Below are 23,610 nucleotides of genomic sequence, written 5' to 3'. Positions count from 1 at the left end.
TCGGGTGTGCGCATGAAGGTGTCAGGAAGCCGTCTGCGCCGGCTGCTTCCTGGCGTCATTCGTTGGTGTGTCCGGGCCGGCCGAGGACGCTGCAGTGGAGCGGCGGATCATCGTGGCGTAGGCCGTCGCGGCGAGTGCGGTGGAGGTGACGGTGACACACCCGAGCGGTACGGCGGTGTCCGGCCCCCCGACCCCTGCGAGCGGTGCCACGAGGCCTCCGAGGGCGAACTGGGCGAGTCCCAAGAGCGACGAGGCCGTGCCCGCGACGTCCGGGTAACCGGCCAGGGCGAGGGCCGTCGCGGGCGGAGTCGCGGTGGCCACGCCGCTCACCATCAGCAACAGCGAGACCACCACGGCGGGCAGAGGAAGGTGCAGGAGGGCGGTGAGGAGTAGTCCTCCCGCACCGAGCAGGCACACCGTCAGACCAGTGACCAGCGTGCCTCGTTCCGACCACCGTTCCGCCGTCCGTCCGGCGACGAAGCCGCACACCATGAACCCGAGCGAGTTCAGACCGAACGCGAGGGAGTAGCCCTGCGGGGAGAGTCCGTAAATGCCCTGGAGCACATACGTCGCGCCACTGAGGTACGCGAAGATGGCAGCGTTCAGAAAGCCGATGACGAGCACCGCGCCGAGGAACGCCCGGTCGGCGAGCAGCTTCCGGTAGGCGCGACCGGTCTGCGCGAACCCGCCCGCGACGCGGTTGTGCCGCGGCAGGGTTTCACGGAGGACGACCAGGACCGCGACCAGGATCGCAGCGCCGACCGCCGACAGGAACAGGAAAATACCGCGCCAGTCGGTGACGGCGGCCAGCTGCCCACCGAACACCGGGCCGATGATGGCCGCGAGACCCGCGATCACGGTCAGCCGGCCGTAGTACCGCACGAGTTGCTTGCCCGCGTAGAGGTCCCGCCCGGCCGCCTGAGCGATGACGATGCCCACCGCTCCGGCAAGCCCCTGAACGAACCGCGCGGCGACCAGTGTCTCGACGGTCGGGCTGACGGCGCACAGCACGGATGTGAGCACGTACGCCACCACGCCGATGAGCAGCGGCCGCCGACGACCGAACCGGTCCGACAACGGGCCGGCGATGGTCTGACCGAGCGCGAGGCCGAACAGGCAAGCGGTGACGGTGAGTTGCGCCGTGGAGGTGGCCGCCCCCAACTCGTCGGTGAGAGCAGGCAGGACAGGCAGGTACAGATCCATGGAGATCGGTCCGAAGACCGTCAGCAGACACAGGACGATTGCCAGGGGCCGGCCCACGGCACGTGTGCGTGTGGCGGGCCGGTCAGGGGTGGCGCTCACGCGCTTCCTTCCGGGGGGGACGTCACGGTTGATCCGTGAGGTCCAGACGACTTCTTGCACGACCAGCAAACCTCGGTAGGCGCGCGTGCGGGAGTCCCTCCTGAGGGGTGTACTGCCAGGGCCCCTGTCTCCCCGGTGGGACAGCTGGGGGACCCTGCTGGGAGGGGTACTCACAGGGCACCCCACGGCGAGCATCACGCACTTACGGTCGTCACGTGGACAATCGAACGGAAGTCCGCGAGTTCCTCGTCTCGCGGCGGGCCAAGATCACTCCTGAACAGGCCGGACTGCCCGCAGGGCCCAACCGCCGGGTGCCGGGACTGCGCCGCAGCGAGGTCGCCGCACTGGCCGATGTGAGCACGGAGTACTACTCACGGCTGGAGCGGGGGAACCTGGCCGGGGCGTCCGCCGCTGTGCTCGCAGGCGTCGCCCGCGCGTTGCAGCTGGACGACGCGGAGCGAGCCCACCTGTTCAATCTGGCGCAGGCGGCCGGGGGGATGACCGCTCTGACACGGCCCAGACGACGCGCCACCAAGCGCTGGACGCCACGCCCTGGCCTGCAATGGATGCTCGACTCGATCACCGAGGGCCCCGCATTCATCCGCAACGGCCGAATGGATCTACTCACCTCGAATCATCTCGCGCGGGCCTTTCTCTGCGACATGTACGACAACTCGCGATGCCCGCCGAACTTCGCCCGTTTCGGGTTCCTCGACGAAAGGGCCCACAGTTTCTACGTGGACTGGGAGCTGATGGCCGACATCACCGTCGCCATTCTGCGGACCGAGGCGGGACGCAACCCGTACGACAAGGAGCTGCACGATCTGGTGGGTGAACTGTCCACGTGCAGCGACGAGTTCCGCAGGCGATGGGGCGCGCACGACGTGCGCCACCACGGCACGGGCGTGAAGCACTTCCGCCACCCTGTCGTCGGCGAACTGGCCTTGGCGTACGAAGGACTTGACCTGGCCGCCGACCCCGGTCTCAACCTCACCATCTACAGCGCCGAGCCCGGCTCTCCAACAAGGGAAAACCTGCGGTTGCTCGCCTCTTGGGCGGCCTCCGAGCTCCCGGAGTTCCGCCGAGAGGTGTACTGACAGGGCACCTTTCAAATCCTCGAATCCTCCGCCGACCGTCGTACGATCGCAGCGTGGATATCCGCAAGTGATCTCCGCGAGTGCGGTGCGACCTGAAACGCGAAGACGTCGAGGAGGCCCGCAATTCGCCTCCCCCGGCCGATGAACATCAAGTAGCAGGAATCCACGGGATTCTTCGTCGGTAACGGTCGGTTCGGAAAGCGTCGCGGAATCACCGGCAGCTTCCCCGTCTCCCATCGCGAGCGAAAGACTTCCTATGTCTACCGAGCTTTCCGACTCCGCCCCACCCCCGCCGAACGAAGCAAGCCCGGCGCCGACGCGACGTACGTTCATCGCCACGACCACGGCCGTGGGCGGTGTCGCGATCGCGGGGGGCGTCATCGGAGGGAGCATCCTCTCCGAACCCGAAGCGGCGGCCGCGACGGCCGCCCCCACGAGCCGAGTCGCCCTGAGCGTCAACGGCCGCCGACACACGTTCACCGTCGACAACCGCACGTCGCTGCTCGACCTTTTGCGCGAGCACTTGGAGCTCACCGGTTCGAAGAAGGGCTGCAACGCGGGCGCTTGCGGGGCCTGCACGGTCCTCGTCGACGGACGGCGTGTCAACTCCTGTCTCACGCTGGCCGTTCGCCTCGACGGCGCCAAGGTCACCACCATCGAGGGCATCGGCACCGAGGACAAGCTCCACCCGCTGCAGCAGGCCTTCATCGACGAGGACGCCTTCCAGTGCGGCTACTGCACACCCGGCCAGATCATGTCCGGCGTCGGCTGCATCGAGGAGGGCCACACGGGTTCCCCTGACGAGATCCGCGAGTGGATGAGCGGCAACATCTGCCGCTGCGGCTGTTACCCGAAGATCGTGCGCGCGGTCGAGCAGACCGCCGGCCGGAAGTGAGGCACGACCCCTATGCATCCCTTCACCTACACACAGGCGAACGACGCCCGTGAGGCCGTCGGCGCCGGGCGTCGTGGCGGCCGCTACATCGCCGGTGGCACCACGCTCGTCGACCTCATGCGCGAGACCGTCGAACGGCCCGACACACTCGTCGACATCAGCAGGCTGCCGCTGCGCGAGTTCAACGTCACCAAGCGCGGAGGCCTCCGCATCGGTGCCCTGGTGACGATGAGCGAGGCCGCCGCGCACTCGAAGGTGCGCAGCCTCTTCCCGGTCGTGTCCGAGGCGCTGGAGCTGAGCGCGTCGGCCCAGCTGCGCAACATGGCCACCATCGGCGGCAACATCATGCAGCGCACCCGCTGCACGTACTTCCGCGATGTCACCGCCGACTGCAACAAGCGGGAGCCGGGCTCGGGGTGTGCGGCGCGCGGGGGCGTGAACCGCGCGCACGCGATTCTCGGCACGTCCGAGAGCTGCGTCGCCACCCATCCCTCGGACGTGGCCGTCGCCTTCGCGGCCCTGGACGCTCAGGTCCATCTGCTCGGTCCCGACGGCGAGCGCACCGTCCCGTTCCTCGACTTGCTGCTCCGTCCGGGCAACACGCCGAACCGTGAGCATGCGCTCAGGCACGGCGAGCTGATCACCGCGGTCGAGCTTCCCGCGCTCCCCCGCCCGCTCAAGTCCGGATACCTCAAGGTCCGCGACCGGCAGTCGTACGAGTTCGCCCTCACTTCGGCGGCCGTCGCCCTGAACGTCAGCGGCGGAGTCATCCGCGAGGCCAGGGTCGCGGCCGGCGGCGTCGGCACCGTGCCGTGGCGGCTACGCGCCGTCGAGCGCGCCCTGGCCGGTGAGCGCCCTTCGGACCGGCTGTGGTCCGAGGCCGCCGCCGGCTCCGCCGAGGGCGCCCGGCCGTTGAAGCACAACCGCTTCAAGGTCGACCTGCTCCGGCGGACCGTCGAACGCCAGTTGCGCACCGTAGGAGACATGGCATGAGCCCCCAGCCGCAGGCAGCCGTCGGAGCACCGCTCTCGCGTGTGGACGGCCGGTTGAAGGTCACCGGCCGGGCGAAGTATTCCGCCGAGCACGAGGTGGCCGGAGTCGTGCACGCCGTCATGGTGGATGCCTCGATCGGTCGGGGCCGGATCACGTCGATCGACACAAGTGATGCCGAGGCCCAGCGTGGCGTCCTCGCCGTGATCCACCACGGGAACGCGCCCAAGCTCCCGTACAAGGACAACAAGGCCTCCAACAACCCGCCGGGCGCCCGCCTGCGGGTCTTCCAGGACGACAAGGTCCGCTTCCACGGGCAGCCCGTGGCCGTCGTCGTGGCCACTTCCCTGGAGGTGGGCCAGCACGCCGCGAGCCTCGTCAAGGTCCGCTACGACGCCGAACATCCCACGACCGAGCTGAGCAAGGGCGAGCCGGACAAGCCCACGGAGTACTCGCGCGGTGATGTGGACTCGGGTCTCCGCAAGGCGGATGTGCGTCTCGACCTGACGTACCGCCTGGCTCGCAACCACCACAACGCGATGGAGCTGCACGCCACCATCGCCCGCTGGAAGGGCGACAAGCTCACCGTCTGGGACAAGACCCAATGGGTGGTCGGCACCCAGACCGAGCTGTCCACGGTGTTCGACGTGCCGTTGAAGTCGGTGCGGGTCATCTCACCGTTCGTCGGCGGCGGGTTCGGCAGCGGCCTGCGCTGTTGGCCGCACACCGTGGCCGCCGCACTCGCCGCACGGGTCGTGAAGCGTCCCGTCAAGCTGGTCCTGACCCGCAAGCAGCAGTTCTTCGGTACGGGCTTCCGGCCCGAATACGAGTACCGCCTGCGCCTCGGCGCCGACCGCCGAGGTCGGCTCACCGCGATGGCCCACGAGTTGGAACACGAGACGTCGTCGTACGAGACGTTCACCGAGGGGGTCCTGGACCCCGGCCGGATGCTGTACAGCACGAGCAACGTGAGTCAGGCCTATCGGACCGTTCCGTTGGATGTGAACACGCCGATCTGGATGCGTGGCCCAGGTCCCGCGACGGCGTCGTACGTGATCGAGTCGGCGGTCGACGAACTCGCCGACCGGCTCGGCATCGACCCGATCGAACTGCGTCAGCGCAATGAGCCCGACGAGGACGAGTCGTCCGGGCTGCCCTGGTCGACGCGCCGACTGCGCGAGTGCTACACGGTGGGCGCCCGCGAGTTCGGCTGGGAGCGACGCTCGGCCAAGCCGCGTGCACGGCGCGAGGGCGACTGGCTGATCGGCATGGGCATGGCCGCGGGCGTCTATCACACCGCGCGCGGCGCCGCCGAGGCCCATGTCCGCCTGGCCGCCGACGGCACGGCGATCGTCGAGACCGCGGCCAGTGACATGGGCCCGGGGACCTATACATCCCAGACACAGGTCGCCGCCGATGCACTCGGTCTGACCGTCCGCAACGTGACCGTCCGTATCGGCGACTCCCTCTTCCCGCCGACCCCACCGCACGGTGGCTCGCAAACCATGGCCAGCGTCGGCTCCGCCGTCCTCGACGGCTGCGACAAGGTCCGCCGACGGGCCGTCGAGCTCGCGATCGAGGACGAGGACTCGCCTCTCCACGGCGTGAACGCCGAGGACGTCGTGGTGCGCAGTGGGCGCCTGCACGTGAAGGGTGACCCGGCCCGCGGCGAGACGTACCGGCAGCTGCTCTCGCGCAACGACCTCGGGCATCTCGAAGCCGACGGCTCGTACGCTGGGGCGCCGGGCACGGAACGGCACTCCATGCATGCCTACAACGCGACGTTCGCCGAGGTGGCCGTCGACGCCACCCTGGGCCTGGTGCGGGTGCGCCGAGTGCTCGGCGTGTACGACGCGGGACGCATCATCAGCCCCAAGCTCGCCGAGAGCCAGGCCTTCGGCGGCATGGTGGGCGGCATCGGGCAGGCCCTGCTGGAGCACACTGCCACCGACCACCGCGACGGCCGCATCGCGAACGCCAACCTGGCGGACTATCTGGTGCCGGTGCACGCCGACGTCCCCGACCTCAAGGCCATCTATCTGGACGGCGAGGACCGCGAGGCGGATCCGCTCGGCGTCAAGGGGCTCGGCGAGGTCGTCATGGTGGGCGTGGCCCCCGCCATCGCCAACGCGGTGTTCAACGCCACCGGCCGCCGGGTTCGCCAACTCCCCATCACGGCAGAAGCATTGCTGTGACACCACGGGGGCCTCGGGCCGCTTGTCCGGGGCACCCAGGCCGGCCCCCTTCACCGTCTCGCACACGGAAGATCCACCGCACATGATGAACATCGCGGACACACTGCACCATTGGTGCCGCGAGAATCGCCCCTTCGCCCTCGCCACCGTCGTCGGCGTCACGGGAAGCGCGCCTCTACCCGTCGGCACCTCGGTCGCAGTGGACGCGGACGGCAAGGCGGTCGGCAGCATCTCCGGCGGCTGTGTCGAGGGCGCGGTTCACGAGATGTGCCTGCAGGTCCTCGAGGATCAGGGCCGTGCGCGACGGGTCCGCTTCGGCTACTCCGACGACGACGCCTTCGCGGTCGGCCTGACCTGCGGCGGCGAACTGGACGTAGTGATCCGACGTGTCGACCCCGCCGCCGAACCCCATCTCACCCATGCCCTGGAGGAGGCCGTGCGCGGTCGACCGGTGGCGACAGCGCAGGTCATCGACGGGCCCGAGGCGCTGCTCGGGTGCACGCTGTCTGTTGTCGACGGCGACCGGACGCTCCGCGAAGCCCTTGACGGGGGCGGCCCGGTGGACCGGGCCGTGACCGCGCATGCCGAGGCTCTCCTGCGGTCGGGGCGAACCGCGGCGGCCTCGGTCGGCGGCGACGCGGACACCTGCCCCGATGGGCTGTCCGTCCTCGTCCATGTACGGGCTCCCCGCCCGCGCATGCTGATCTTCGGCGCCGTCGACTTCGCCGCGGCTCTCAGTCGGGCCGGCGTCTTCCTCGGCTATGACGTCACGGTCTGCGACGCGCGAGCCGTCTTTGCCACGAACGCCCGCTTCCCCGACGCGACCGAGACAGTCGTCGACTGGCCCCACCGCTACCTGGAACGGACCGTCGTCGACTCGCGCACGGCAGTCTGTGTCCTCACCCACGACGCGAAGTTCGACATCCCGCTGCTGACGCGCGCCCTCGAACTCCCCCTCGCTTACGTGGGCGCGATGGGCTCTCGACGCACCCACGCCCAACGCCTGGAACTCCTGCGCGAGGCGGGCGTCACGGACGCACAACTCGCCGCCCTGCACTCGCCGATCGGCCTCGATCTCGGCGCACGCACGCCGGAGGAAACGGCGACCTCCATCACAGCCGAGATCATCGCCCACACCAACGGCTCCACGGGGCTTCCACCTTCACAGGGAACTGGGCCCATCCATCGGCCCGTTGACCCAGCACCGGCCCGGTTGCTGCCGGCGACCTAGAAAGACCACGGCTCCCGGGCCACACCGGCCAAGCCACCGCTGGGTCGTGTCCGCCAACCATTGGACACCCCCGGAGAAAGGACCACGCAGAGCCGTGTTCGCCGTCATCTTCCTCATAGTGTTCAGCGCACTCCACGTCTACGTGTGGCGGCGTCTCGTACGGGACACAACACGTCCTGGGTCTGTCCTGCGTCGTGTGGGCACCTGCCTTCTGATCGCCGGTCCACTGCTGACTGCGGGCGCCCAAACAGTGGGCGCGATCGCGCCATTTCGTGTGCGCCAGATCATGGCCTGGCCCGGCTACCTGTGGCTGGTCCTGTTTCTGTACCTGCTCTTGGCACTTCTCCTGGGCGAGATCGTCCGTCTGCTGCTACGCCGGAAGCCCTCTGCCGCGACGGAGGCCGACGCGGCCGTGTCGGTCGGCGCCGACGAGGTCCACGTCGACGAACCGCAAGCGGTGTCGGCCAGGGCGTCCGGAGGGGCTGCCCCCGTTCCGCCCGAGCCCAGGCCCGAGCCCGCAGGCTCGACGGCCCTCGCGGTCGCCCGCGCGTCGAACGTGCTGGAGCCCGAAGCGCCCGCACGTCCCGAACCGGCCAGCCCCTCCCGCCGTCTCTTCGTCTCCCGGGTCATCGGCGGCACCGCAGCGGCCGCTGCCCTCGGCACCGTCGCCTACGGCACTCACAGCGCGCTCACCGGCCCCAAGGTCAAGCGGTTGACGGTCCCGCTGGCCAATCTGCCGCGCGCCGCGCATGGTTACCGGATCGCCGTCGTCAGCGACATGCACCTCGGCCCGATCCTGGGCCGCGACTTCGCCCAGCACGTCGTCGACACGATCAACCGTACGCAGCCCGACCTCATCGCCGTCGTCGGCGACCTGGTCGACGGCAGCGTCGCCGACCTCGGCACCGCCGTGGAACCGCTCGCCCAACTGCGCGCACGCCACGGCTCGTTCTTCGTCACCGGCAACCACGAGTACTTCGTCGGCGCCAGGCAGTGGGTCGACAAGGTCCGGGACCTGGGCCTGCACCCCCTAGAAAACACCCGCACCGAGCTCCCCGGCTTCGACCTCGCCGGAGTCAACGACGTGACCGGCGTCGACCAGGGCCAGGGCCCCGACTTCGCCAAGGCCCTCGGCGACCGCGACCGCTCTCGCGCCTCCGTCCTTCTCGCCCACCAGCCCATCGTCATCGACGACGCCGTCCGACACGGCGTGGGCCTCCAGCTCTCCGGCCACACCCACGGTGGCCAGCTGTGGCCCATCAACTACGTCGCGGAACTGGCCAACCCGACCGTCGCGGGCCTGGAGCGCTACGGTGACACCCAGCTGTACGTGAGCCGCGGCGCCGGCGCCTGGGGCCCGCCGGTTCGAGTGGGCGCCCCGTCCGACATCACGGTCGTCGAACTGGCTTCGAAGGCGTGAGCGCGGTCTTATCTCTCCACGCCAACCGGACCGAATTCACAACCATGGAGATCACGCCCTGTTCCCAGACTCCCGAACCGCCTCTATCCTCCCGACCAGGCGGTGAGGAGGAGCTACGTGGCGGGGGAAGCTACCAGCTGGCAGAAGGAGCAGATTAGCCGCGCGTACGTGCACGCACTCGCTTCCCAGGGCGGCTATACGATCGGTGAGTGGAACGTCGACAAGGACGGCGTCGACGTAACGCTTCGGGACAGCGGACTCATGGTCGACTTCCAACTCAAGTGCACTCAGAGCCCGCGTTCCATTCGCGGTGGTTACAGCTTCGACCTGGACATAGAGACCTACGACAAGCTGCGCAGCACAGAACGCTCAGCGCCTGGGCATCTGGTCCTCTTGGTCGTCCCGCCGAACCTGGACTTGTGGGTCACCCATCATGTGGATTCCCTGGTCCTCGCCTGTCACGGATACTGGGCCTGCCTGCACGGTCGCGAAGAGGCGGACAACCGCACCACGACAGCGATCAAGCTCCCGGAGGAACAACAGCTCACTGTGAAGTCCATGCGGTCCATGTTCGACACGGCGCGGAGCATTCTGTTCTCCGGCAGCACGGTGGTGAAATGACATGGCTTCCGATGAGTTCCCCTTCGGCCCCGACGAGATCCGCAGTTACCTCAAGGTGACCGGCTGGTCCACCGTGTCCGGGAGTGACGTGGCGGAGCTGTGGCGCCTGCCTGGCCCCACGGAAAGAGTGGTGCTGGTCCCGATGAAGCCAGGCGCTCCGGACTTCACCAAACGGGCGCGCATTCTGGTCGAAGATCTCGCACAGATCGGCACGGCAGACGCCCGAACCGTCCAAGACGCCATCGCCTCTGTCTTCCATGACGTCACCGACCTCCGGGCGACCCACCCGACCCTTCGAGACGGCTCGATCCCGCTGGATGCCGGCTTTGAGCTCTTCCAGTCCGCCAAGCGACTTCGTGTTGCTTCGGCTGCGGCCACCGTCCGCCGTCAGGGCCACTTCCGCAACTTCCCCGTACGCGCGAGGGAACAGGCCCGCGATGTCCGTCTCGGTCAGACCCGCAAGGGCTCATACATCGTGCCCATCATCAGTCAAGCCCGCTCACCGATGGATGTGTATGAGCGTGGGCAGGACCAGATCGACGTCGAGGTCGAGGAGACACTCTTCGACCGGCGTGTCACCGCCACAATGTCCCGTGCCCTGGGCGTTCTCGAAGAGATGGCGGGCACCGACCGGGAACCAACACCGAGCGAGATCACAGACTCCATCGGCGAGGGCGTGTCGTATGAACTGTGCCAGGCGTTATCGAAGGTTGTGAACAGCGAGGGTGTCGACAGTCTGGATGTCACGTTCAACTGGTCGCGAGTCGCAGCAGCGCCTCCCGGCACACCACACGAGGTCCAGTTCAACCGCGATGCCATCGCCATCGTGGAACGCGTATCCGATCAACTGAAGACCAGCGTTTACAGCCGAGAGAACGTGATCTACGGCCTGGTGACCGACCTGAGTCGGCACCCGGAAGACGAGACAGGACGTGTGGGTGTCCACGCCCTCATTAAGCGACGAAGCCGCACCGTCTGGATGGACCTCCCCGACGCCAGTTACCACGAGGCTGTCCACTGCCATGACGCCGGCATTCCCGTCCGCGTTCGGGGCACCCTGACCAGCCCACCCGGAGGACTGGCATCGATGAGCGTCACCGACTTCGGATCGGATCCGTCCCTGGGGCAGTGAGGCACGTGCAGTAGTGGGGTGGTACCAGGCTTTCCCCAGCCGGGCCAAATTGCGCCTCTCTCACACACTGACCCTCCAAGCCGATTTGGAGGTCCCATGCGCCCGCACTTCATGGACGCCAAGCAGACTGCCGAGTATCTCAACATGTCCGTGACCTGGGTCTATCGAGAGGCACCCCGACTGGGTCTGGCTGCCTACAAGTTCGGATCCGGGAGGAACGCGAAACTGCAGTTCAAGGTGTCCGACGTCGACGCATGGGCTCGGCAGCAGCGTCTTGGCTGACACGGCAGCGACTCCCGGGCTCCGCTTTCCCGGAAGCGCTGCCGTCTCGTGAACTCGATGGCGATCACCGGGTGTAAAGAAGGGGACTTGAGAGCACTCAGGCCGGTCGATGGTCGATGCGCAAGAACCGGTACGCAATTCCTCCCTGGGCACTCTCAGGCCGCGAGGTCATGAAGCCCCCGGTCAAGGAGCCTCGCCGCCCGACCGATCGAAGCCGGCATGAGATGTCGGTAGATCCGGAACGTGACCTCGATGCTCTTGTGCCCCATCCACTCGGCGACGTCCGTGATGGGGATGTTGTGTGCCAGGCAGTTCGCCGCGAAGAAGTGCCGGTACCCGTAGAGCGACATGCCTTCGGGCATGTCCACGCCCTTGCCAGGCAGCTTCCGGTACCAGATGTAATTGATCGTGCTGTGGTTCATGTGCTTCGCACGGGTTCCTTGCAGCACGTAGCCGTCGTGGGTAGTTCCGTGCTTGTCGACGAAGCGCTCAATCGCTTCACGGATGCTCCGAGGTAGCGGGACCTCGCGGAACTCCCCCGGTTTCCTGTGCTTGAGCTTCTCTATCTTCTTCGTCCGGTAGTGGACCTGCTCTGTGACGCGGTAGACGTCGTCGGCCACGATGTTGTTCACGTTCAGGGCCAACGCCTCTCCGTTGCGCAGACCGCAGCCGGCCATCATGTCCACGAACATCGAGAAGCGGTCGTGGTTCGCAGCCGTCTTGAGCCCCGCGATCTGTTCCTTGGTGGGCACGATGGCCCGCTCGGCCTCGTACTGCGGCGCGTCTACATCCTGCAGAGGGTGCTCGCCGATCGCGCCCTTGCGGTGGGCGTCGAGCAGGAGCGTCTTGAGGAGGACGTAGACCTTGAACTGTGTGGGGTCGGGTGTCCCGAGGCGGTCCATGGTCGTGAGGAAGTTCTCGACCACCATCGGGCTGAAGGTCTCCACCCGGCGTGATCCGAGTTCCGGGATCAGGTGGTTCCTCGCGAGGTGTTCGTACTCGTACGCCGTGCCGTACGCGAGGCGTCGCTGTCGGCCCATGTAGTCGCCGATGAACTCCTCGAACCGCATCTGCCCGTAGTGGCGGATGAGCTCGGCCTTGGACGCGGGAGTGCTGGACTTCCGCGCGTACAGCTCGACAAGCCGCTCCTTGGCGGCGTCCTGGGTTCGGAAGCCAGACTCCTCCCGCTGCTTGCCGGCCGCATCGCGGTAGCGGATGAAGTACGGGTGCTGGCAGCGGGTGGGCTGGCTGCAGCTGCACGGCTTGGTGAAGGTGCCCATGCCGCGGGCGAGCTGCTTGGGGATTGATGGCAATGTACTGACCTCGGGCTCTTGCTGACCTTTTGCTGACTCAGCGCCCGTGATTGTGTTCGTGATCTCCGGCCGCACCAAACGGCGCAGCCGGTCGGCCTCGCCGGGACGGTCTGGTTGACGGGAATGTTTCGACTCCGTCAAACCATGTGTGAGCTGGGACTTTCCGGGGTTAGCGTCAGGATCATGACAGAGACGATCAAGACCGCCGCCCCGCCCACTCACCCGGTCCGGCAACTGCTCGCCGCCTCCGTCGGCAACGCCGTCGAGTGGTACGACTGGTACGCGGATACCCGCCACAAGAGCGGGCCAGATCTGCGTCACGACGCTGGCCCCGCATGTCGCGTCGTGTCAGTGTCTGGGGCTAGTCGGTCAAGATGCGAGCTCCAAGCCGCTCTGAACGCACTCCGTCGCCGCAGAGCTAGTAAGGCGCGGCAGCGTCCAACTCACCTCTGTTCCGCTTCGCGTCCGCATGGTGCGTCGCTGCAAGGAGATGGTCCGTCGCCGTGGAGTGTCAGCTCGATGCTCCCCGAACGCCTCCAGCATCTCGCTGAACTCCCATGATGAGGAGACGAACCGGAACACTCCCAAGTCCGGCGCCGCTGCGAACTTGAAGTTCATGGAGCACTCCGGCCTTGGACCCACACCTTCCCGTGCCGCAGCCATCTTCGCGCCCAGAGCCTTGGGACAACCGCACGGCTGCCCTGCATCCACCATCGGAGCGAGCAACATGCGGCCGTCGCAGACATGAACTGGTGCTTCATGGACCGTCTGCACGAAGCGCCGTGACAACGCATCACGTCCAGCCAAGAAGATGTCCAGGCTGCCGCAGACCAGTTCGACGGCATGGTCAGTCCGAAGCGCCCCTACGCTCCGGTGCGCCTTCGGATACAACCGTGCCAGAGCCTCCGCCACACTTCCGTCAGCAGTAGTCACCAGCCATCCCTGATGCGCGCGCTCGGCGTTCCATGGCACCTCACAGGGAGACCAGAGCGTTCCGGCCGGTTCGAGATGTGGCTCCACCATCACGTGAGGTCCTTTCTGTTCCCACTGGGTCCAGGTTCTGTGAACTCTCTCGCTTGGCCATGCCGGGGATTCCTGGTAGCGGCGCTACGCAGAACCCCCGGCTGACACTTCAGGCCGCCAACGCAGAGCCGAAGGAGTACGGGTGCCCAACGGGATCGCGTTCCGGACCATGCATGATCCCTGGAACCCACCGGACCGGTGCCGCCGCGGGGTACAGCGTCACCCTCACGTCGAAGTCGAGCAGCATCTCCTTGCGCGCCTGAACGTCCAATGCCTTTTCCCAGCGGTCGGCGATCGTCTCGCCCGTGGGCCTCTGCACCATGCCCGGCGGCCGGCTCGGCTCCCGCGCGAGAGACGCGAGTTCACGTCCGAGGTCGCCATACCGCTCCCGGAACCACTGGGCGTCCTCTTCACCGTCGTAAATGCCGGCCTCACGGTCGGCACGCAGGCGAGTTCGACTTGCCTGCAGCTCAGCTATTCGTTCCGCGACACCGTTCCCCGAGTCGTACACGGTCTCAAAGATCTCGCCTGCCCCAAACTTCTCCAGAAACCATGATTCGACCCAGGTATCGAGCAGTTGAGACCGGACGAGCGGAGCAGGCTGGCAATTGTGTGCTGAAGGCCAGCCCTTATTCCTGGCTGTGCACACATAGCGAGGCGGCGCGTCAGCAGAGGTTTGTGTGTACAGCCGGTTGTGGCACTGACCGCACAAGGCGACCCCGGTGAGCAAGTACGGCTGGTTCGTACGACGAGTAGGCATGTTGCGGGCGGAAAGCGCCCTCTTCAACGCTTCGTGGGTCGCACGGTCCCACAAGCCCTCACAGAGGCGGATCAGGTTCCCGTCTGCTCCGACCACCGGCTTGTGCTGGTGCATCAGATACCCCAGCGCCGCCTCAGACTCGAGGATCGCGCGGATGGTAGCCGGGTACCAGGGACGACCTCGTGCCGGGCGGCCGTACATGACAGCAAGATGGTCCACGGGTGCCAGCTCCTTCGCCCTGTTCAGTCGGGCGGCCTCGCTGCTGGGGGTGACGTTGACCGGATCCGCCAGCACACGACGCGCGACTTCACGAATCACCTCGGCAGCGTGCAGATGCAGTTCGACGTGATCGACCTTGCCGCCCGCCACCAGGCGAACGTGCCGGAATCCGTACGACGGTTTGCCCTTGGGCCGCCCAGCTGCCCGCATCTTGACGGTGGTACTCCTGTTGCGGCGCTGGATGGCCCGCAACTCCATCTGCGCGCCCCAGGCCTCGATCGTGAAGCGGTTCTCGTCCGCCGGATCGTTCAGGTCCCAGGGGCCGTCGTGGCCATACGTGACCAGGAGCTTGTTCTCGTCGCGCATCTTGTAGCCGGTATTCAGACAGTCGACTACGTTGCGGCCCAGTCGGTCGACTGCGGCGGCGACCAGGCCGTCGTACGGACCTTGTTCGTCGCGCAACCACGGACCCAGCCTCGGTCGCGTCATCGGGTCCGTCGCTCCGGAGACCTCCCAGTCGTCGGCCCAGCCGATGATGTGAGCTCCGACCGAGGCGGCAACCGCGAGGATGTCCTCACGTTGCCGCTCCGGTGACGAGGTCGCGGCCTTCATACGCGACAGGCGGCGTACACCCAACAGGCACTTGCCGCATCCGTCGTAGGGCCGTTCGACCGCGTCCAGGTTCGTGTCGTGCATCGCCTCTCCTCGTCGCGCGCAGCGTAAGGAGAATCGACGGCCACCCCCAGGACGATCTTGCTCCGCCCCAGGTCACCCCATGAAGGTCAACCGAACGTGACGGTTGGTATTAGAGATGTTGGTGTCCACCAGGCACACCGACTGCCACGTACCCATTTCCAGGGCGCCGGCGATCACCGGGAGGGTGGCGTGGGGTGGGACCAGGGCCGGGAGGACGTGGTCGCGGCCGTGGCCCGGGGAGCCATGACGGTGCTGCCAGCGGTCGTCCGCGGGGAGCAGGGAGTGGAGGGCGGTGAGGAGGTCGTCGTCACTGCCCGCGCCCGTCTCGATGACGGCCACGCCGGCCGTCGCGTGGGGCACGAAGATGTTGAGCAGGCCGTCGCGGCCCGCGGCGACCTCGCTCAGGAAGGTCTCGCAGTCGTGGGTCAGGTCGACGACCCGCTCCGCGGAGCCGGTGGATACGTTCAGGATGCGCGTGGTGAAGGCGTCGGACATGCGTCCATCCTCACTCATCGGGCGCCGTCCGCGCCCGAACCGGGCCCGTCACCTGATACAGCGCGTCCATCCATCGAGACGGCATTGACCTTGCGTCGACAAGGTGGCTACTTTCTGCGGCATGTTGCGTTCAGTCCTGCTCACCACGCGCGGTCACATCGACCTGCTGCGGGTGGCCTCCGCCGCGTGTCGCCGCGGCTGCTGACGCCCTTTCCCCGCATCTCCGGCTACGTCGCGTAGCCCCGTACGCCCCTGCCTCGGCCCCGCGTGAACTCACGCGGGGGCGCTGACGCATACGCGTACCCCTTTCACCTTCACCGCTGCCCTCCCCTGCCTTCTGCGTGGAGCACCCATGAGCATCAGCCATGCCCCGCCGGATCCGGACGTCGTCACCAAGTCGCCTGCCCCGGAAGCCGCCCCGGCCGAATCCGATGCCGATTCCGTCGGCCGTCCCGAGCTCGTCCGCCTCGTCCCCTCCTCCACCCGGCGCACTCGGGTCCCGCGGTGGCTGCGCCGCACCTCCGGGCCCGTCCTGCTGCTCATCCTGTGGCAACTCCTCAGCAGTACCGGCGTGTTGACACCTGATGTCCTCGCCTCGCCCGGCACCATCGCCCGCGTCGCCGGTGATCTCTTCTCCGACGGATCACTGCCGAACGCCATGGGGGTCTCGCTCCAGCGCGTCGCGATCGGCCTGCTGTTCGGCGTCGTCGTCGGTACCGGACTCGCCCTCGTCTCCGGCCTGTTCCGGGTCGGCGAGGACCTCGTCGACGCGAGCGTGCAGATGCTGCGGACCGTGCCGTTCGTAGGGCTGATCCCGCTGTTCATCATCTGGTTCGGGATCGGCGAGGCGCCGAAGATCGCCATCATCACGCTGGGCGTCTCGTTCCCGCTGTATCTGAACGTGTACGCCGGAATCCGCGGCGTGGACGCGCAGTTGATCGAGGCCGGGGAGTCGCTCGGACTCTCCCGCTGGGGTCTCGTACGCCATGTGGTCCTGCCCGGCGCGCTCCCCGGCGCCATGACCGGGCTGCGGTACTCGCTCGGCATCTCCTGGCTGGCCCTCGTCTTCGCAGAGCAGATCAACGCGGACGCCGGCATCGGCTTCCTGATGGTGCAGGCCCGCGACTTCCTGCGGACCGACGTCATCGTCGTCTGCCTCATCGTCTACGCGTTCCTCGGCCTGCTCGCCGACTTCGTCGTCCGAACCCTCGAAAGGCTGCTGCTGCAATGGCGACCGACGTTCACCGGCCGGTGACCACCCCCAAGTCCCCCTCCACAGAAACTCGTTCGGCGGTCCGCGTGGAGGGACTCACCCGCTCCTTCGACGGGCGTGCCGTCATCGACGGCCTCGATCTCGACGTGAAGCCGGGCGAGTTCGTGGCGCTGCTCGGCCGCAGCGGCTGCGGCAAGTCGACCCTGCTGCGCATCCTCGCCGGGCTCGACCGCGACATCGAGGGCACCGTGCTCGTGCCGCGCCGCAAGGCCGTCGCATTCCAGGCGCCGCGTCTCATGCCGTGGAAGCGGGTGTGGCGCAATGTACTGCTCGGGTTGCCGGGCAAGCCCGATCGGGCCCGCGCCGAGCGCGCGTTGGAAGAGGTCGGCCTCGACCATCGCACGCACGCGTGGCCCAAGACCCTGTCCGGCGGCGAGGCCCAGCGCGCATCGCTGGCCCGCGCTCTGGTGCGTGAGCCCGATCTGCTGCTGCTCGACGAGCCGTTCGGCGCACTCGACGCGCTCACCCGCATCAAGGCGCAGCGCCTCGTCGACGAGCTGTGGCAGCGACGCGGCTGCGCCGTCCTCCTGGTCACGCACGACGTCGAGGAGGCCGTCCTGCTCGCCGACCGTGTGCTCGTGATGGATGAAGGCGTCATCGCGTACGAGACCGAGATCGACCTGGAGCGTCCGCGCGGGATATCCGACCCGCGCTTCGGCGAACTGCGCGCCGAGCTGCTCCAGCGACTGGGGGTCGACGCGCCGGAGACTTCCCACCCCGCCGCCGCCTGACGCTTCGTCAGGCTTCACCTCTACACACACCACCCGTACCGGCACACCGCCCTACGGCCATTCCGGCCTGCGCCGACAGACCGACGCCGACCTTGACCTACCGGCCATGAACCCACGAAACGGACTCCCCATGCGACGACGCCTCGCCCCCGCTCTGCTGCTCCCCCTGGCCCTGCTGCTCGCCGCCTGCTCCGGTACCTCCGCCGCCGATACGTCCACCGGCGGCTCGGGCGGCGGCCGGACCGACGGCAAGGGAGCCCTCACGCTCAACGTCGGTGACCAGAAAGGCGGTTCGGAAGCCGTACTCCGGGCCGCCGGCGAGCTCGACGACCTCGACTACAAGATCCGCTGGTCGACCTTCACGTCCGGGCCGCCACTCCTTGAGGCCCTCAACGCCAAGGCCGTCGACATCGGCGGGGTCGGCAACACCCCGCCCGTCTTCGCGGCCGGCGCCAACTCGAAGATCGCCATCGTGGCGGCCAGCCACGGGACCGCGAAGGGCGACACCATCCTCGTCCCGACCGACTCGAAGCTGAGGAAGCCCGAGGAACTCAAGGGCAGGTCCATCGCCGTGACGCAGGGCTCGTCGGCGCACTACCAGCTGATCGCGTCCTTGAAGAAGGCCGGTCTTTCCCTGAAGGACGTGCAGGTCAAGTACCTCCAGCCGGCCGACGCGCTCGCCGCGTTCACCGGCGGCAAGGTGGACGCCTGGGCCGTCTGGGACCCGTACACCTCCCAGGTCCTGCAGGGGAAGCAGGGGCGGGTGCTCACTGATGGGGACGGGCTCACCAATGGGCTCGCGTTCCAGGTCGCGGCGCCCTCCTCGCTCAAGGACAGCAAGAAGGCCGCCGCGATCGGCGACTACCTCAAGCGGCTCAAGCGCGCCCAGGACTGGGTCTTCAAGCACCCCGAGGCATGGGCGAAGGTCTGGGCGAAGGACACCGGGCTGCCCTACGCCGTCGCACTGGACTCGGTGAAGCGCACCAACGGCACCCGGGTCACCGTCGCCGTCGACAAGCCCGCCATCGCCTCGGAGCAGCAGATCGCCGACACCTTCGCGACGCTGAAGCTGATCCCCCGGAAGGTCGACTTCGCGTCGTTCGTGGACACCCGCTTCAACGGTGGTCTGCCGGCGTCGACGACCGCGCCCCGCACCTTCGGCAAGGAGTCCTGACGATGAGCGTCCACCTTCACTGGTTTCTGCCGACCGGCGGCGACGGCCGCACGCTCGTGGACCGGCACGCCTACACCGACGGGGGCGTCAAGCGTTCGCGGATCGCTCCGGTCAGCGGCGTGCGCGCGCCCGACATCGACTATCTGACTCAAATAGCCAAGGCCGCGGAGCAGTTGGGGTTTGAAGCGGTCCTGACGCCGACGGGCACGTGGTGCGAGGACGCGTGGCTGACGACGGTGGCCCTCGCCCAGCACACGGAGCGGCTGAAGTTCCTGGTGGCGTTCCGGCCCGGGGTGATCTCGCCGGTGCTCGCCGCCCAGATGGCGGCGACGTATCAGCGGATCACGCGCGGGCGGCTGCTACTGAACGTGGTGACGGGTGGTGACTCGACCGAGCAGCGGCGCTTCGGCGACCACCTGGACCACGACCGGCGCTATGCGCGGACCGACGAGTTCCTGTCGGTCGTGCGGGGTGTGTGGAGCGGGCAGCCGTTCGACTTCGACGGTGAGCACTACCAGGTGGAGGGCGGTCTCACCGCGCTGCCGCCGGACCCGCTGCCGGAGATCTTCTTCGGCGGTTCGTCGGCCGCGGCGGGTCCGGTCGCCGCGCGGCACACCGATGTCTATCTCACCTGGGGCGAGCCGCCCGAACAGGTGAAGCAGAAGATCGACTGGATCCGGGGGCTCGCCGAGAAGGAGGGGCGCACGGTCCGCTTCGGGATCCGGCTGCACACCATCTCGCGCGACTCGTCGGCGGAGGCGTGGGCGACGGCGAACCGGCTGCTCGACGACCTGTCGCCGGAGACGGTGGCCGCCGCTCAGGAGGCGCTCGGCCGCAGCGAGTCGGTCGGGCAGCAGCGGATGCTGGCGCTCCACGGGGGCTCGCGCGACGACCTGGAGATATCCCCGAACCTGTGGGCGGGCGTGGGTCTGGTGCGGGGCGGCGCGGGCACGGCGCTCGTCGGCAGCCACTACGACGTCGCGGACCGGATCGAGGAGTACCACGCGCTGGGCGTCGAGCACTTCGTCCTGTCGGGCTATCCCCATCTGGAGGAGGCGTACTGGTTCGGGGAGGGCATGATCCCGGTTCTGGCGGCGCGCGGTCTGCTGCCGCGGGTACCGGCGTCACCGCTCACCGGGCCTGCCGTCGGTGGCGCGCCTCTTTTGGTAGCCGGGGGCCGCTGAACCGTCGCGCCACCCCTGCGGGAAGATCCACGACCCCGGTGCAGTTAGTAGAAGCGTGAACGATATCGGGGTGCGGGACACAGCGGACGTACTTGAGGTCGACGTGGTCGTCATAGGCGCTGGACAGGCAGGACTGTCCAGCGCCTATCACCTGCGCCGGGCCGGCTTCGAGCCGGAGCGGGACTTCGTCGTGCTCGACCACTCCCCGCGCCCCGGCGGCGCCTGGCAGTTCCGCTGGCCTTCACTGACGTACGGCAAGGTGCACGGCATGCACTCGCTGCCGGGCATGGAGCTGACCGGCGCGGACCCGGCCCGGCCGTCGTCGGAGGTGATCGCGGCGTACTTCGCCTCGTACGAGGAGATGTTCGACCTGCGGGTGCGGCGTCCCGTCGATGTGCGTGCCGTGCGTGAAGGGGGCGGCGGGAGGCTGCTCGTCGAGACGTCCGACGGGACGTGGTCGACGCGGGCGCTGATCAATGCGACGGGTACCTGGGACCGGCCGTTCTGGCCGCGCTACCCGGGACAGGAGACGTTCCGCGGGCGTCAGCTCCACACCGCGATCTATCCGGGCCCGGAGGCGTTCCGCGGACAGCGGGTGATCGTGGTGGGCGGCGGCGCCTCCGGGACGCAGCATCTGATGGAGATCGCGCCCTACGCTGCCGCGACGACCTGGGTGACGCGCCGGCCGCCCGTCTACAACGAGGGCCCCTTCGACGAGAACCTCGGCCGCGCGGCCGTCGCGCTGGTCGACGAACGGGTCCGGGCGGGGCTGCCCCCGCAGAGCGTGGTGTCGGTGACGGGGCTGCCGCTGAACGACGCGATCCGGCAGGCCCGCGCCGACGGTGTGCTCGACCGGCTGCCGATGTTCGACCGGATCACGCCGTCCGGCCTGGAGTGGGACGACGGCCGGCGGGTCGACGCGGACGTCATCCTGTGGGCCACGGGCTTCCGGCCCGCGATCGAGCATCTGGCGCCGCTGAAGCTGCGCGGTCCCGGCGGCGGCATCCAGGCCGAGGACACCCGGGTGGTCGCCGATCCGCGGATCCATCTGGTGGGCTACGGGCCTTCGGCCAGCACGATCGGCGCGAACCGCGCGGGACACGCGGCCGTACGGGACATCAAGCGCCTGCTGGCCGAGGCGCCGGTCGCTGTGTGACACCCCCGAACAGGCCGCCCTTGCACGATCCGACGTCACCCGCAGACCCGTCCACGGCCTAGCGTGCGGGCTCCAGTTGCGAGTCTCTGCGGACCAGGGCGGCATAGCGGCCGTCCCGCTCCAGAAGCTCCTCATGGGTGCCACGCTCGGCCACCTGCCCGCCGTCGAGAACGACGATCTGGTCGGCGCTCCGGATCGTGGAGAGCCGGTGGGCGATGGTCACGGTCGTGCGGTTGGCCGACAGCGCGTCGATGGCCTCCTGCACGGCGAACTCGGTGCGGGTGTCCAGTGCGCTCGTCGCCTCGTCGAGGATGAGGATCGGCGGGTCGCGCAGGATCGTGCGGGCGATGGCGAGGCGCTGCTTCTCGCCGCCGGAGAACCGGTGGCCGCGCTCGCCGACGACGGTGTCGTACCCGTCGGGCAGGGACGCGATGTGCTCGTGGATCTGGGCAGCCCTGGCCGCCGCGTGCAACTCCTCCTCCGTGGCGTCGGGCTTGGCGAACCGGAGGTTCTCCGCGACGGAGGCGTGGAAGAGGTACGTCTCCTGGGAGACGACGCCGACGGCCCTCGCGAGGGTGTCGAAGTCCAGGTCACGCACGTCCACTCCGTCGAGAGTGACACGGCCGCCGGTGACGTCGTACAGACGCGGCACCAGGTAACTGAGCGTGGACTTGCCGGAACCGGTGGGGCCGACGACGGCCAGGCTGCCACCCGCGGGGACGGTGACGTCGATCCCGTCGAGTATCGCCGCGCTCTTTCCGTCGGCGGCGTCGTAACGGAACTCGACGTCCTCGAAGCGGACTTCGCCCTTGATCGTGTCGAGGCGGACGGGCTTCTCGGGCTCGGTGATGTCGATCGGCAGGTCGAGGTACTCGAAGATGCGCTGGAAGAGCGCCAGCGAGGTCTGAATCTGGACGCCGGTGGCGAGCAGGCTCACGGTCGGCCGGAACAGGCCCTGCTGGAGCGAGACGAAGGCGACCAGGGTGCCGATCGAGACCGCGGGACCGCCGAACTGGAGCGCGACGCCCGCGACCCAGTAGATGACGGCGGGCATGGCGGCCATGACGATCGTGATGACGGCCATGCGCCAGCGCCCCGCCATGTTCGACCGGACCTCGAGCCCGACGAGCTGCTCGGACTCGTCGGCGAACGACCGGGTGAGTGAGTCGGCACGGCCCATGGTGCGGCCTAGGAGGATGCCGCTCACGGAGAGGGACTCGGTGACCGTGGCGGCCATCGCGGCCATCTGCTTCTGGCGTTCCGTGGTGATCTTCTTGCGCTCGCGGCCGACGCGGCGGCTGATCCACACGAAGACGGGCAGCAGGAGCAGCGAGACGGCCGTGAGCCGCCAGTCGAGCGCGACCATCGCCACGATGGTGGCGACCACACTGGTGAGGTTCGAGACCAGGGACGTGGCGGTGGAGGTGACCGTCGCCTGCATGCCACCGATGTCGTTGGCGATGCGGGACTGGACCTCGCCCGTGCGGGTCCTGGTGAAGAAGGCGAGCGACATGCGCTGGAGCCGGCCATACACGGCGGTGCGCAGGTCGTGCATGACGCGCTGGCCGACCGTCGTGGAGATCAGGGTCTGCAGGACGCCGAAGATGCTGGTCATGACGGCGCTGAGGATCATGCCCAGGGCGAGCAGGCTCAGCAGGCCCGTGCGCCCCTGCGGGATCGCGGTGTCGAGGATCTCCTTGAGCAGGAAGGGCGTGGCGACCGAGACCAGCGAGGCGGCGCCGACGAGGAGGCCGACCAGCGCGAGGCGGGCGCGGTAGGGACGGAAGAGGGCCAGGATGCGACGCATCTGCCGCGGCTCCGGCGACGTGGCGTCGGAGGGCGACGGCGTCCAGCCGGGTTCGTCGTGATGCATGAGCCTCCTACGAGTGGCGATTCAAGGTCTCAGGGAGCATAGCTCATTGTTACCTATACTCACAATGCACAAGGTCCTGATATTGTTCCGCACATGAGTACCCCGGACGTTGACGGCCTTCTCGCGGAACAACTGCTCCGGCTGACCCGGCGGCTGCAGCGGATCCAGAAGCGCTATCTGGAGCCGGTCGGGATCACACCCGCCCAGTCCCGGCTCCTGCGGACCCTCGTGCACTACGACGCACCGCCGCGCATGGCCGACCTCGCCGAGCGCCTCGAAGTCGTGCCCCGCGCCGTGACGACCCTGGTCGACGGCCTGGAGACGGCCGACCTGGTGCGCCGGGTGCCCGATCCCACGAACCGCAGGGTGATCCGCATCGAGCTCACGGAACAGGGCCGCAAGGCGCTGCGTGAGCTGCGCAGCGCGCGCAGGACCGCCGCAGAGGACATCCTGGCTCCATTGAGCCCCGACCAGCGCGCCCAGCTGGGCGTCCTGCTGAACGCGCTGTTCGAGACACCGTACGACCACCGCTGTTAGCCACGGGCCGA

The 23,610-nt window shown here is 68.2% G+C and carries 21 protein-coding genes; 16 read left to right on the top strand and 5 right to left on the bottom strand.

All coding sequences use genetic code 11. The features are described from left to right. Window positions 1–21: 21 nt before the first annotated feature. Entirely contained in the window at window positions 22–1,302 is a 1,281-nt protein-coding gene (locus tag OG456_RS31975) for a multidrug effflux MFS transporter (protein ID WP_266567064.1), read from the bottom strand. Window positions 1,303–1,517: 215 nt separating this feature from the next. On the opposite strand from OG456_RS31975, the gene OG456_RS31970 reads away from it, so the two are divergent. From OG456_RS31970 to OG456_RS31930, 9 genes are all read left to right on the top strand, one after another. After that, window positions 1,518–2,399, top strand: a complete 882-nt coding sequence (locus OG456_RS31970; protein ID WP_266567062.1) for a helix-turn-helix domain-containing protein — start codon at window positions 1,518–1,520, stop codon at window positions 2,397–2,399. 256 nt (window positions 2,400–2,655) lie between these two features. Continuing rightward, on the top strand, window positions 2,656–3,294 hold the full coding sequence (locus tag OG456_RS31965) for a (2Fe-2S)-binding protein (RefSeq protein WP_266567060.1): 639 nt from the start codon (window positions 2,656–2,658) through the stop codon (window positions 3,292–3,294). Between the two features lie 12 nt (window positions 3,295–3,306). After that, window positions 3,307–4,287 (top strand): xanthine dehydrogenase family protein subunit M, encoded by a 981-nt coding sequence (locus tag OG456_RS31960; protein ID WP_266567058.1) that lies wholly within the window; start codon window positions 3,307–3,309, stop codon window positions 4,285–4,287. Continuing rightward, window positions 4,284–6,479: a xanthine dehydrogenase family protein molybdopterin-binding subunit gene (locus OG456_RS31955; RefSeq protein ID WP_266567056.1), complete on the top strand. Its 2,196-nt coding sequence runs from the start codon at window positions 4,284–4,286 to the stop codon at window positions 6,477–6,479. The genes OG456_RS31960 and OG456_RS31955 overlap by 4 nt, the downstream gene beginning before the upstream one ends. An 82-nt stretch (window positions 6,480–6,561) precedes the next feature. Next, entirely contained in the window at window positions 6,562–7,710 is a 1,149-nt protein-coding gene (locus OG456_RS31950; RefSeq protein ID WP_266567054.1) for an XdhC family protein, read from the top strand. A gap of 274 nt (window positions 7,711–7,984) precedes the next feature. Further along, window positions 7,985–9,130 (top strand): metallophosphoesterase, encoded by a 1,146-nt coding sequence (locus OG456_RS31945; protein WP_266567052.1) that lies wholly within the window; start codon window positions 7,985–7,987, stop codon window positions 9,128–9,130. A 117-nt stretch (window positions 9,131–9,247) separates the two neighbouring features. After that, window positions 9,248–9,751: a DUF4365 domain-containing protein gene (locus OG456_RS31940; protein WP_266567050.1), complete on the top strand. Its 504-nt coding sequence runs from the start codon at window positions 9,248–9,250 to the stop codon at window positions 9,749–9,751. Window position 9,752: 1 nt separating this feature from the next. Further along, complete coding sequence (locus OG456_RS31935; RefSeq protein WP_266567048.1) at window positions 9,753–10,883, top strand: hypothetical protein; 1,131 nt, start codon at window positions 9,753–9,755, stop codon at window positions 10,881–10,883. Window positions 10,884–10,979: 96 nt separating this feature from the next. After that, a complete protein-coding gene (locus OG456_RS31930; RefSeq protein WP_266567046.1) occupies window positions 10,980–11,165 on the top strand; it encodes a helix-turn-helix domain-containing protein in 186 nt (61 codons plus the stop codon). 155 nt (window positions 11,166–11,320) lie between these two features. On the opposite strand, the gene OG456_RS31925 is transcribed toward OG456_RS31930, so the two are convergent. The 3 genes from OG456_RS31925 to OG456_RS31915 form a co-directional block, all read right to left on the bottom strand. Further along, window positions 11,321–12,478 carry a tyrosine-type recombinase/integrase gene (locus tag OG456_RS31925; RefSeq protein ID WP_323136367.1) on the bottom strand — a complete coding sequence of 386 codons (1,158 nt, stop codon included), beginning with the start codon at window positions 12,476–12,478 and terminating at the stop codon, window positions 11,321–11,323. A gap of 1,132 nt (window positions 12,479–13,610) precedes the next feature. After that, entirely contained in the window at window positions 13,611–15,176 is a 1,566-nt protein-coding gene (locus OG456_RS31920; RefSeq protein ID WP_266567045.1) for a recombinase family protein, read from the bottom strand. 72 nt (window positions 15,177–15,248) lie between these two features. After that, window positions 15,249–15,671 carry a YjbQ family protein gene (locus OG456_RS31915; protein WP_266567044.1) on the bottom strand — a complete coding sequence of 141 codons (423 nt, stop codon included), beginning with the start codon at window positions 15,669–15,671 and terminating at the stop codon, window positions 15,249–15,251. A gap of 121 nt (window positions 15,672–15,792) precedes the next feature. Here OG456_RS31915 and OG456_RS50845 point away from each other — a divergent pair, with 121 nt between their 5' ends. The 6 genes from OG456_RS50845 (at window position 15,793) to OG456_RS31890 (ending at window position 21,189) form a co-directional block, all read left to right on the top strand. Next, on the top strand, window positions 15,793–15,876 hold the full coding sequence (locus OG456_RS50845) for a putative leader peptide (RefSeq protein ID WP_350495123.1): 84 nt from the start codon (window positions 15,793–15,795) through the stop codon (window positions 15,874–15,876). A 147-nt stretch (window positions 15,877–16,023) separates the two neighbouring features. Continuing rightward, a complete protein-coding gene (locus tag OG456_RS31910; RefSeq protein ID WP_266567043.1) occupies window positions 16,024–16,926 on the top strand; it encodes an ABC transporter permease in 903 nt (300 codons plus the stop codon). Further along, window positions 16,899–17,675, top strand: a complete 777-nt coding sequence (locus tag OG456_RS31905) for an ABC transporter ATP-binding protein (RefSeq protein ID WP_266567041.1) — start codon at window positions 16,899–16,901, stop codon at window positions 17,673–17,675. Before OG456_RS31910 ends, OG456_RS31905 begins: the two co-directional genes overlap by 28 nt. A 130-nt stretch (window positions 17,676–17,805) precedes the next feature. Next, window positions 17,806–18,849 carry an ABC transporter substrate-binding protein gene (locus OG456_RS31900; RefSeq protein WP_266567039.1) on the top strand — a complete coding sequence of 348 codons (1,044 nt, stop codon included), beginning with the start codon at window positions 17,806–17,808 and terminating at the stop codon, window positions 18,847–18,849. A 2-nt stretch (window positions 18,850–18,851) separates the two neighbouring features. Continuing rightward, window positions 18,852–20,033, top strand: a complete 1,182-nt coding sequence (locus tag OG456_RS31895; protein WP_266567037.1) for an LLM class flavin-dependent oxidoreductase — start codon at window positions 18,852–18,854, stop codon at window positions 20,031–20,033. Window positions 20,034–20,103: 70 nt separating this feature from the next. Continuing rightward, window positions 20,104–21,189, top strand: coding sequence for an NAD(P)-binding domain-containing protein (locus OG456_RS31890; RefSeq protein ID WP_266567036.1), 1,086 nt, complete (start codon window positions 20,104–20,106; stop codon window positions 21,187–21,189). A gap of 58 nt (window positions 21,190–21,247) precedes the next feature. Here OG456_RS31890 and OG456_RS31885 read toward each other — a convergent pair whose 3' ends face one another. Further along, a complete protein-coding gene (locus OG456_RS31885; protein ID WP_266567034.1) occupies window positions 21,248–23,062 on the bottom strand; it encodes an ABC transporter ATP-binding protein in 1,815 nt (604 codons plus the stop codon). Window positions 23,063–23,155: 93 nt separating this feature from the next. Between OG456_RS31885 and OG456_RS31880 the strand changes: the two genes are divergently transcribed. Beyond that, window positions 23,156–23,599: a MarR family winged helix-turn-helix transcriptional regulator gene (locus tag OG456_RS31880; protein WP_266567028.1), complete on the top strand. Its 444-nt coding sequence runs from the start codon at window positions 23,156–23,158 to the stop codon at window positions 23,597–23,599. The last annotated feature ends 11 nt before the right edge of the window (window positions 23,600–23,610 follow it).

It is taken from the genome of Streptomyces sp. NBC_01446 (genome assembly GCF_026340095.1).
Classification (GTDB): domain Bacteria; phylum Actinomycetota; class Actinomycetes; order Streptomycetales; family Streptomycetaceae; genus Streptomyces; species Streptomyces aureus.
This window is presented reverse-complemented; position numbering and strand designations above follow the sequence as displayed.

Excerpts from the sequence above, each read along its gene's own strand:
- OG456_RS50845 (WP_350495123.1), top strand. The coding sequence starts at position 15,793 with ATGTTGCGTTCAGTCCTGCTCACCACGCGCGGTCACATCGACCTGCTG.
- OG456_RS31960 (WP_266567058.1), top strand. The coding sequence starts at position 3,307 with ATGCATCCCTTCACCTACACACAGGCGAACGACGCCCGTGAGGCCGTC.
- OG456_RS31965 (WP_266567060.1), top strand. The coding sequence starts at position 2,656 with ATGTCTACCGAGCTTTCCGACTCCGCCCCACCCCCGCCGAACGAAGCA.
- OG456_RS31935 (WP_266567048.1), top strand. The coding sequence starts at position 9,753 with ATGGCTTCCGATGAGTTCCCCTTCGGCCCCGACGAGATCCGCAGTTAC.
- OG456_RS31920 (WP_266567045.1), bottom strand. The coding sequence starts at position 15,176 with ATGCACGACACGAACCTGGACGCGGTCGAACGGCCCTACGACGGATGC.
- OG456_RS31905 (WP_266567041.1), top strand. The coding sequence starts at position 16,899 with ATGGCGACCGACGTTCACCGGCCGGTGACCACCCCCAAGTCCCCCTCC.
- OG456_RS31880 (WP_266567028.1), top strand. The coding sequence starts at position 23,156 with ATGAGTACCCCGGACGTTGACGGCCTTCTCGCGGAACAACTGCTCCGG.
- OG456_RS31950 (WP_266567054.1), top strand. The coding sequence starts at position 6,562 with ATGATGAACATCGCGGACACACTGCACCATTGGTGCCGCGAGAATCGC.
- OG456_RS31955 (WP_266567056.1), top strand. The coding sequence starts at position 4,284 with ATGAGCCCCCAGCCGCAGGCAGCCGTCGGAGCACCGCTCTCGCGTGTG.
- OG456_RS31915 (WP_266567044.1), bottom strand. The coding sequence starts at position 15,671 with ATGTCCGACGCCTTCACCACGCGCATCCTGAACGTATCCACCGGCTCC.
- OG456_RS31895 (WP_266567037.1), top strand. The coding sequence starts at position 18,852 with ATGAGCGTCCACCTTCACTGGTTTCTGCCGACCGGCGGCGACGGCCGC.
- OG456_RS31930 (WP_266567046.1), top strand. The coding sequence starts at position 10,980 with ATGCGCCCGCACTTCATGGACGCCAAGCAGACTGCCGAGTATCTCAAC.
- OG456_RS31900 (WP_266567039.1), top strand. The coding sequence starts at position 17,806 with ATGCGACGACGCCTCGCCCCCGCTCTGCTGCTCCCCCTGGCCCTGCTG.
- OG456_RS31885 (WP_266567034.1), bottom strand. The coding sequence starts at position 23,062 with ATGCATCACGACGAACCCGGCTGGACGCCGTCGCCCTCCGACGCCACG.
- OG456_RS31910 (WP_266567043.1), top strand. The coding sequence starts at position 16,024 with ATGAGCATCAGCCATGCCCCGCCGGATCCGGACGTCGTCACCAAGTCG.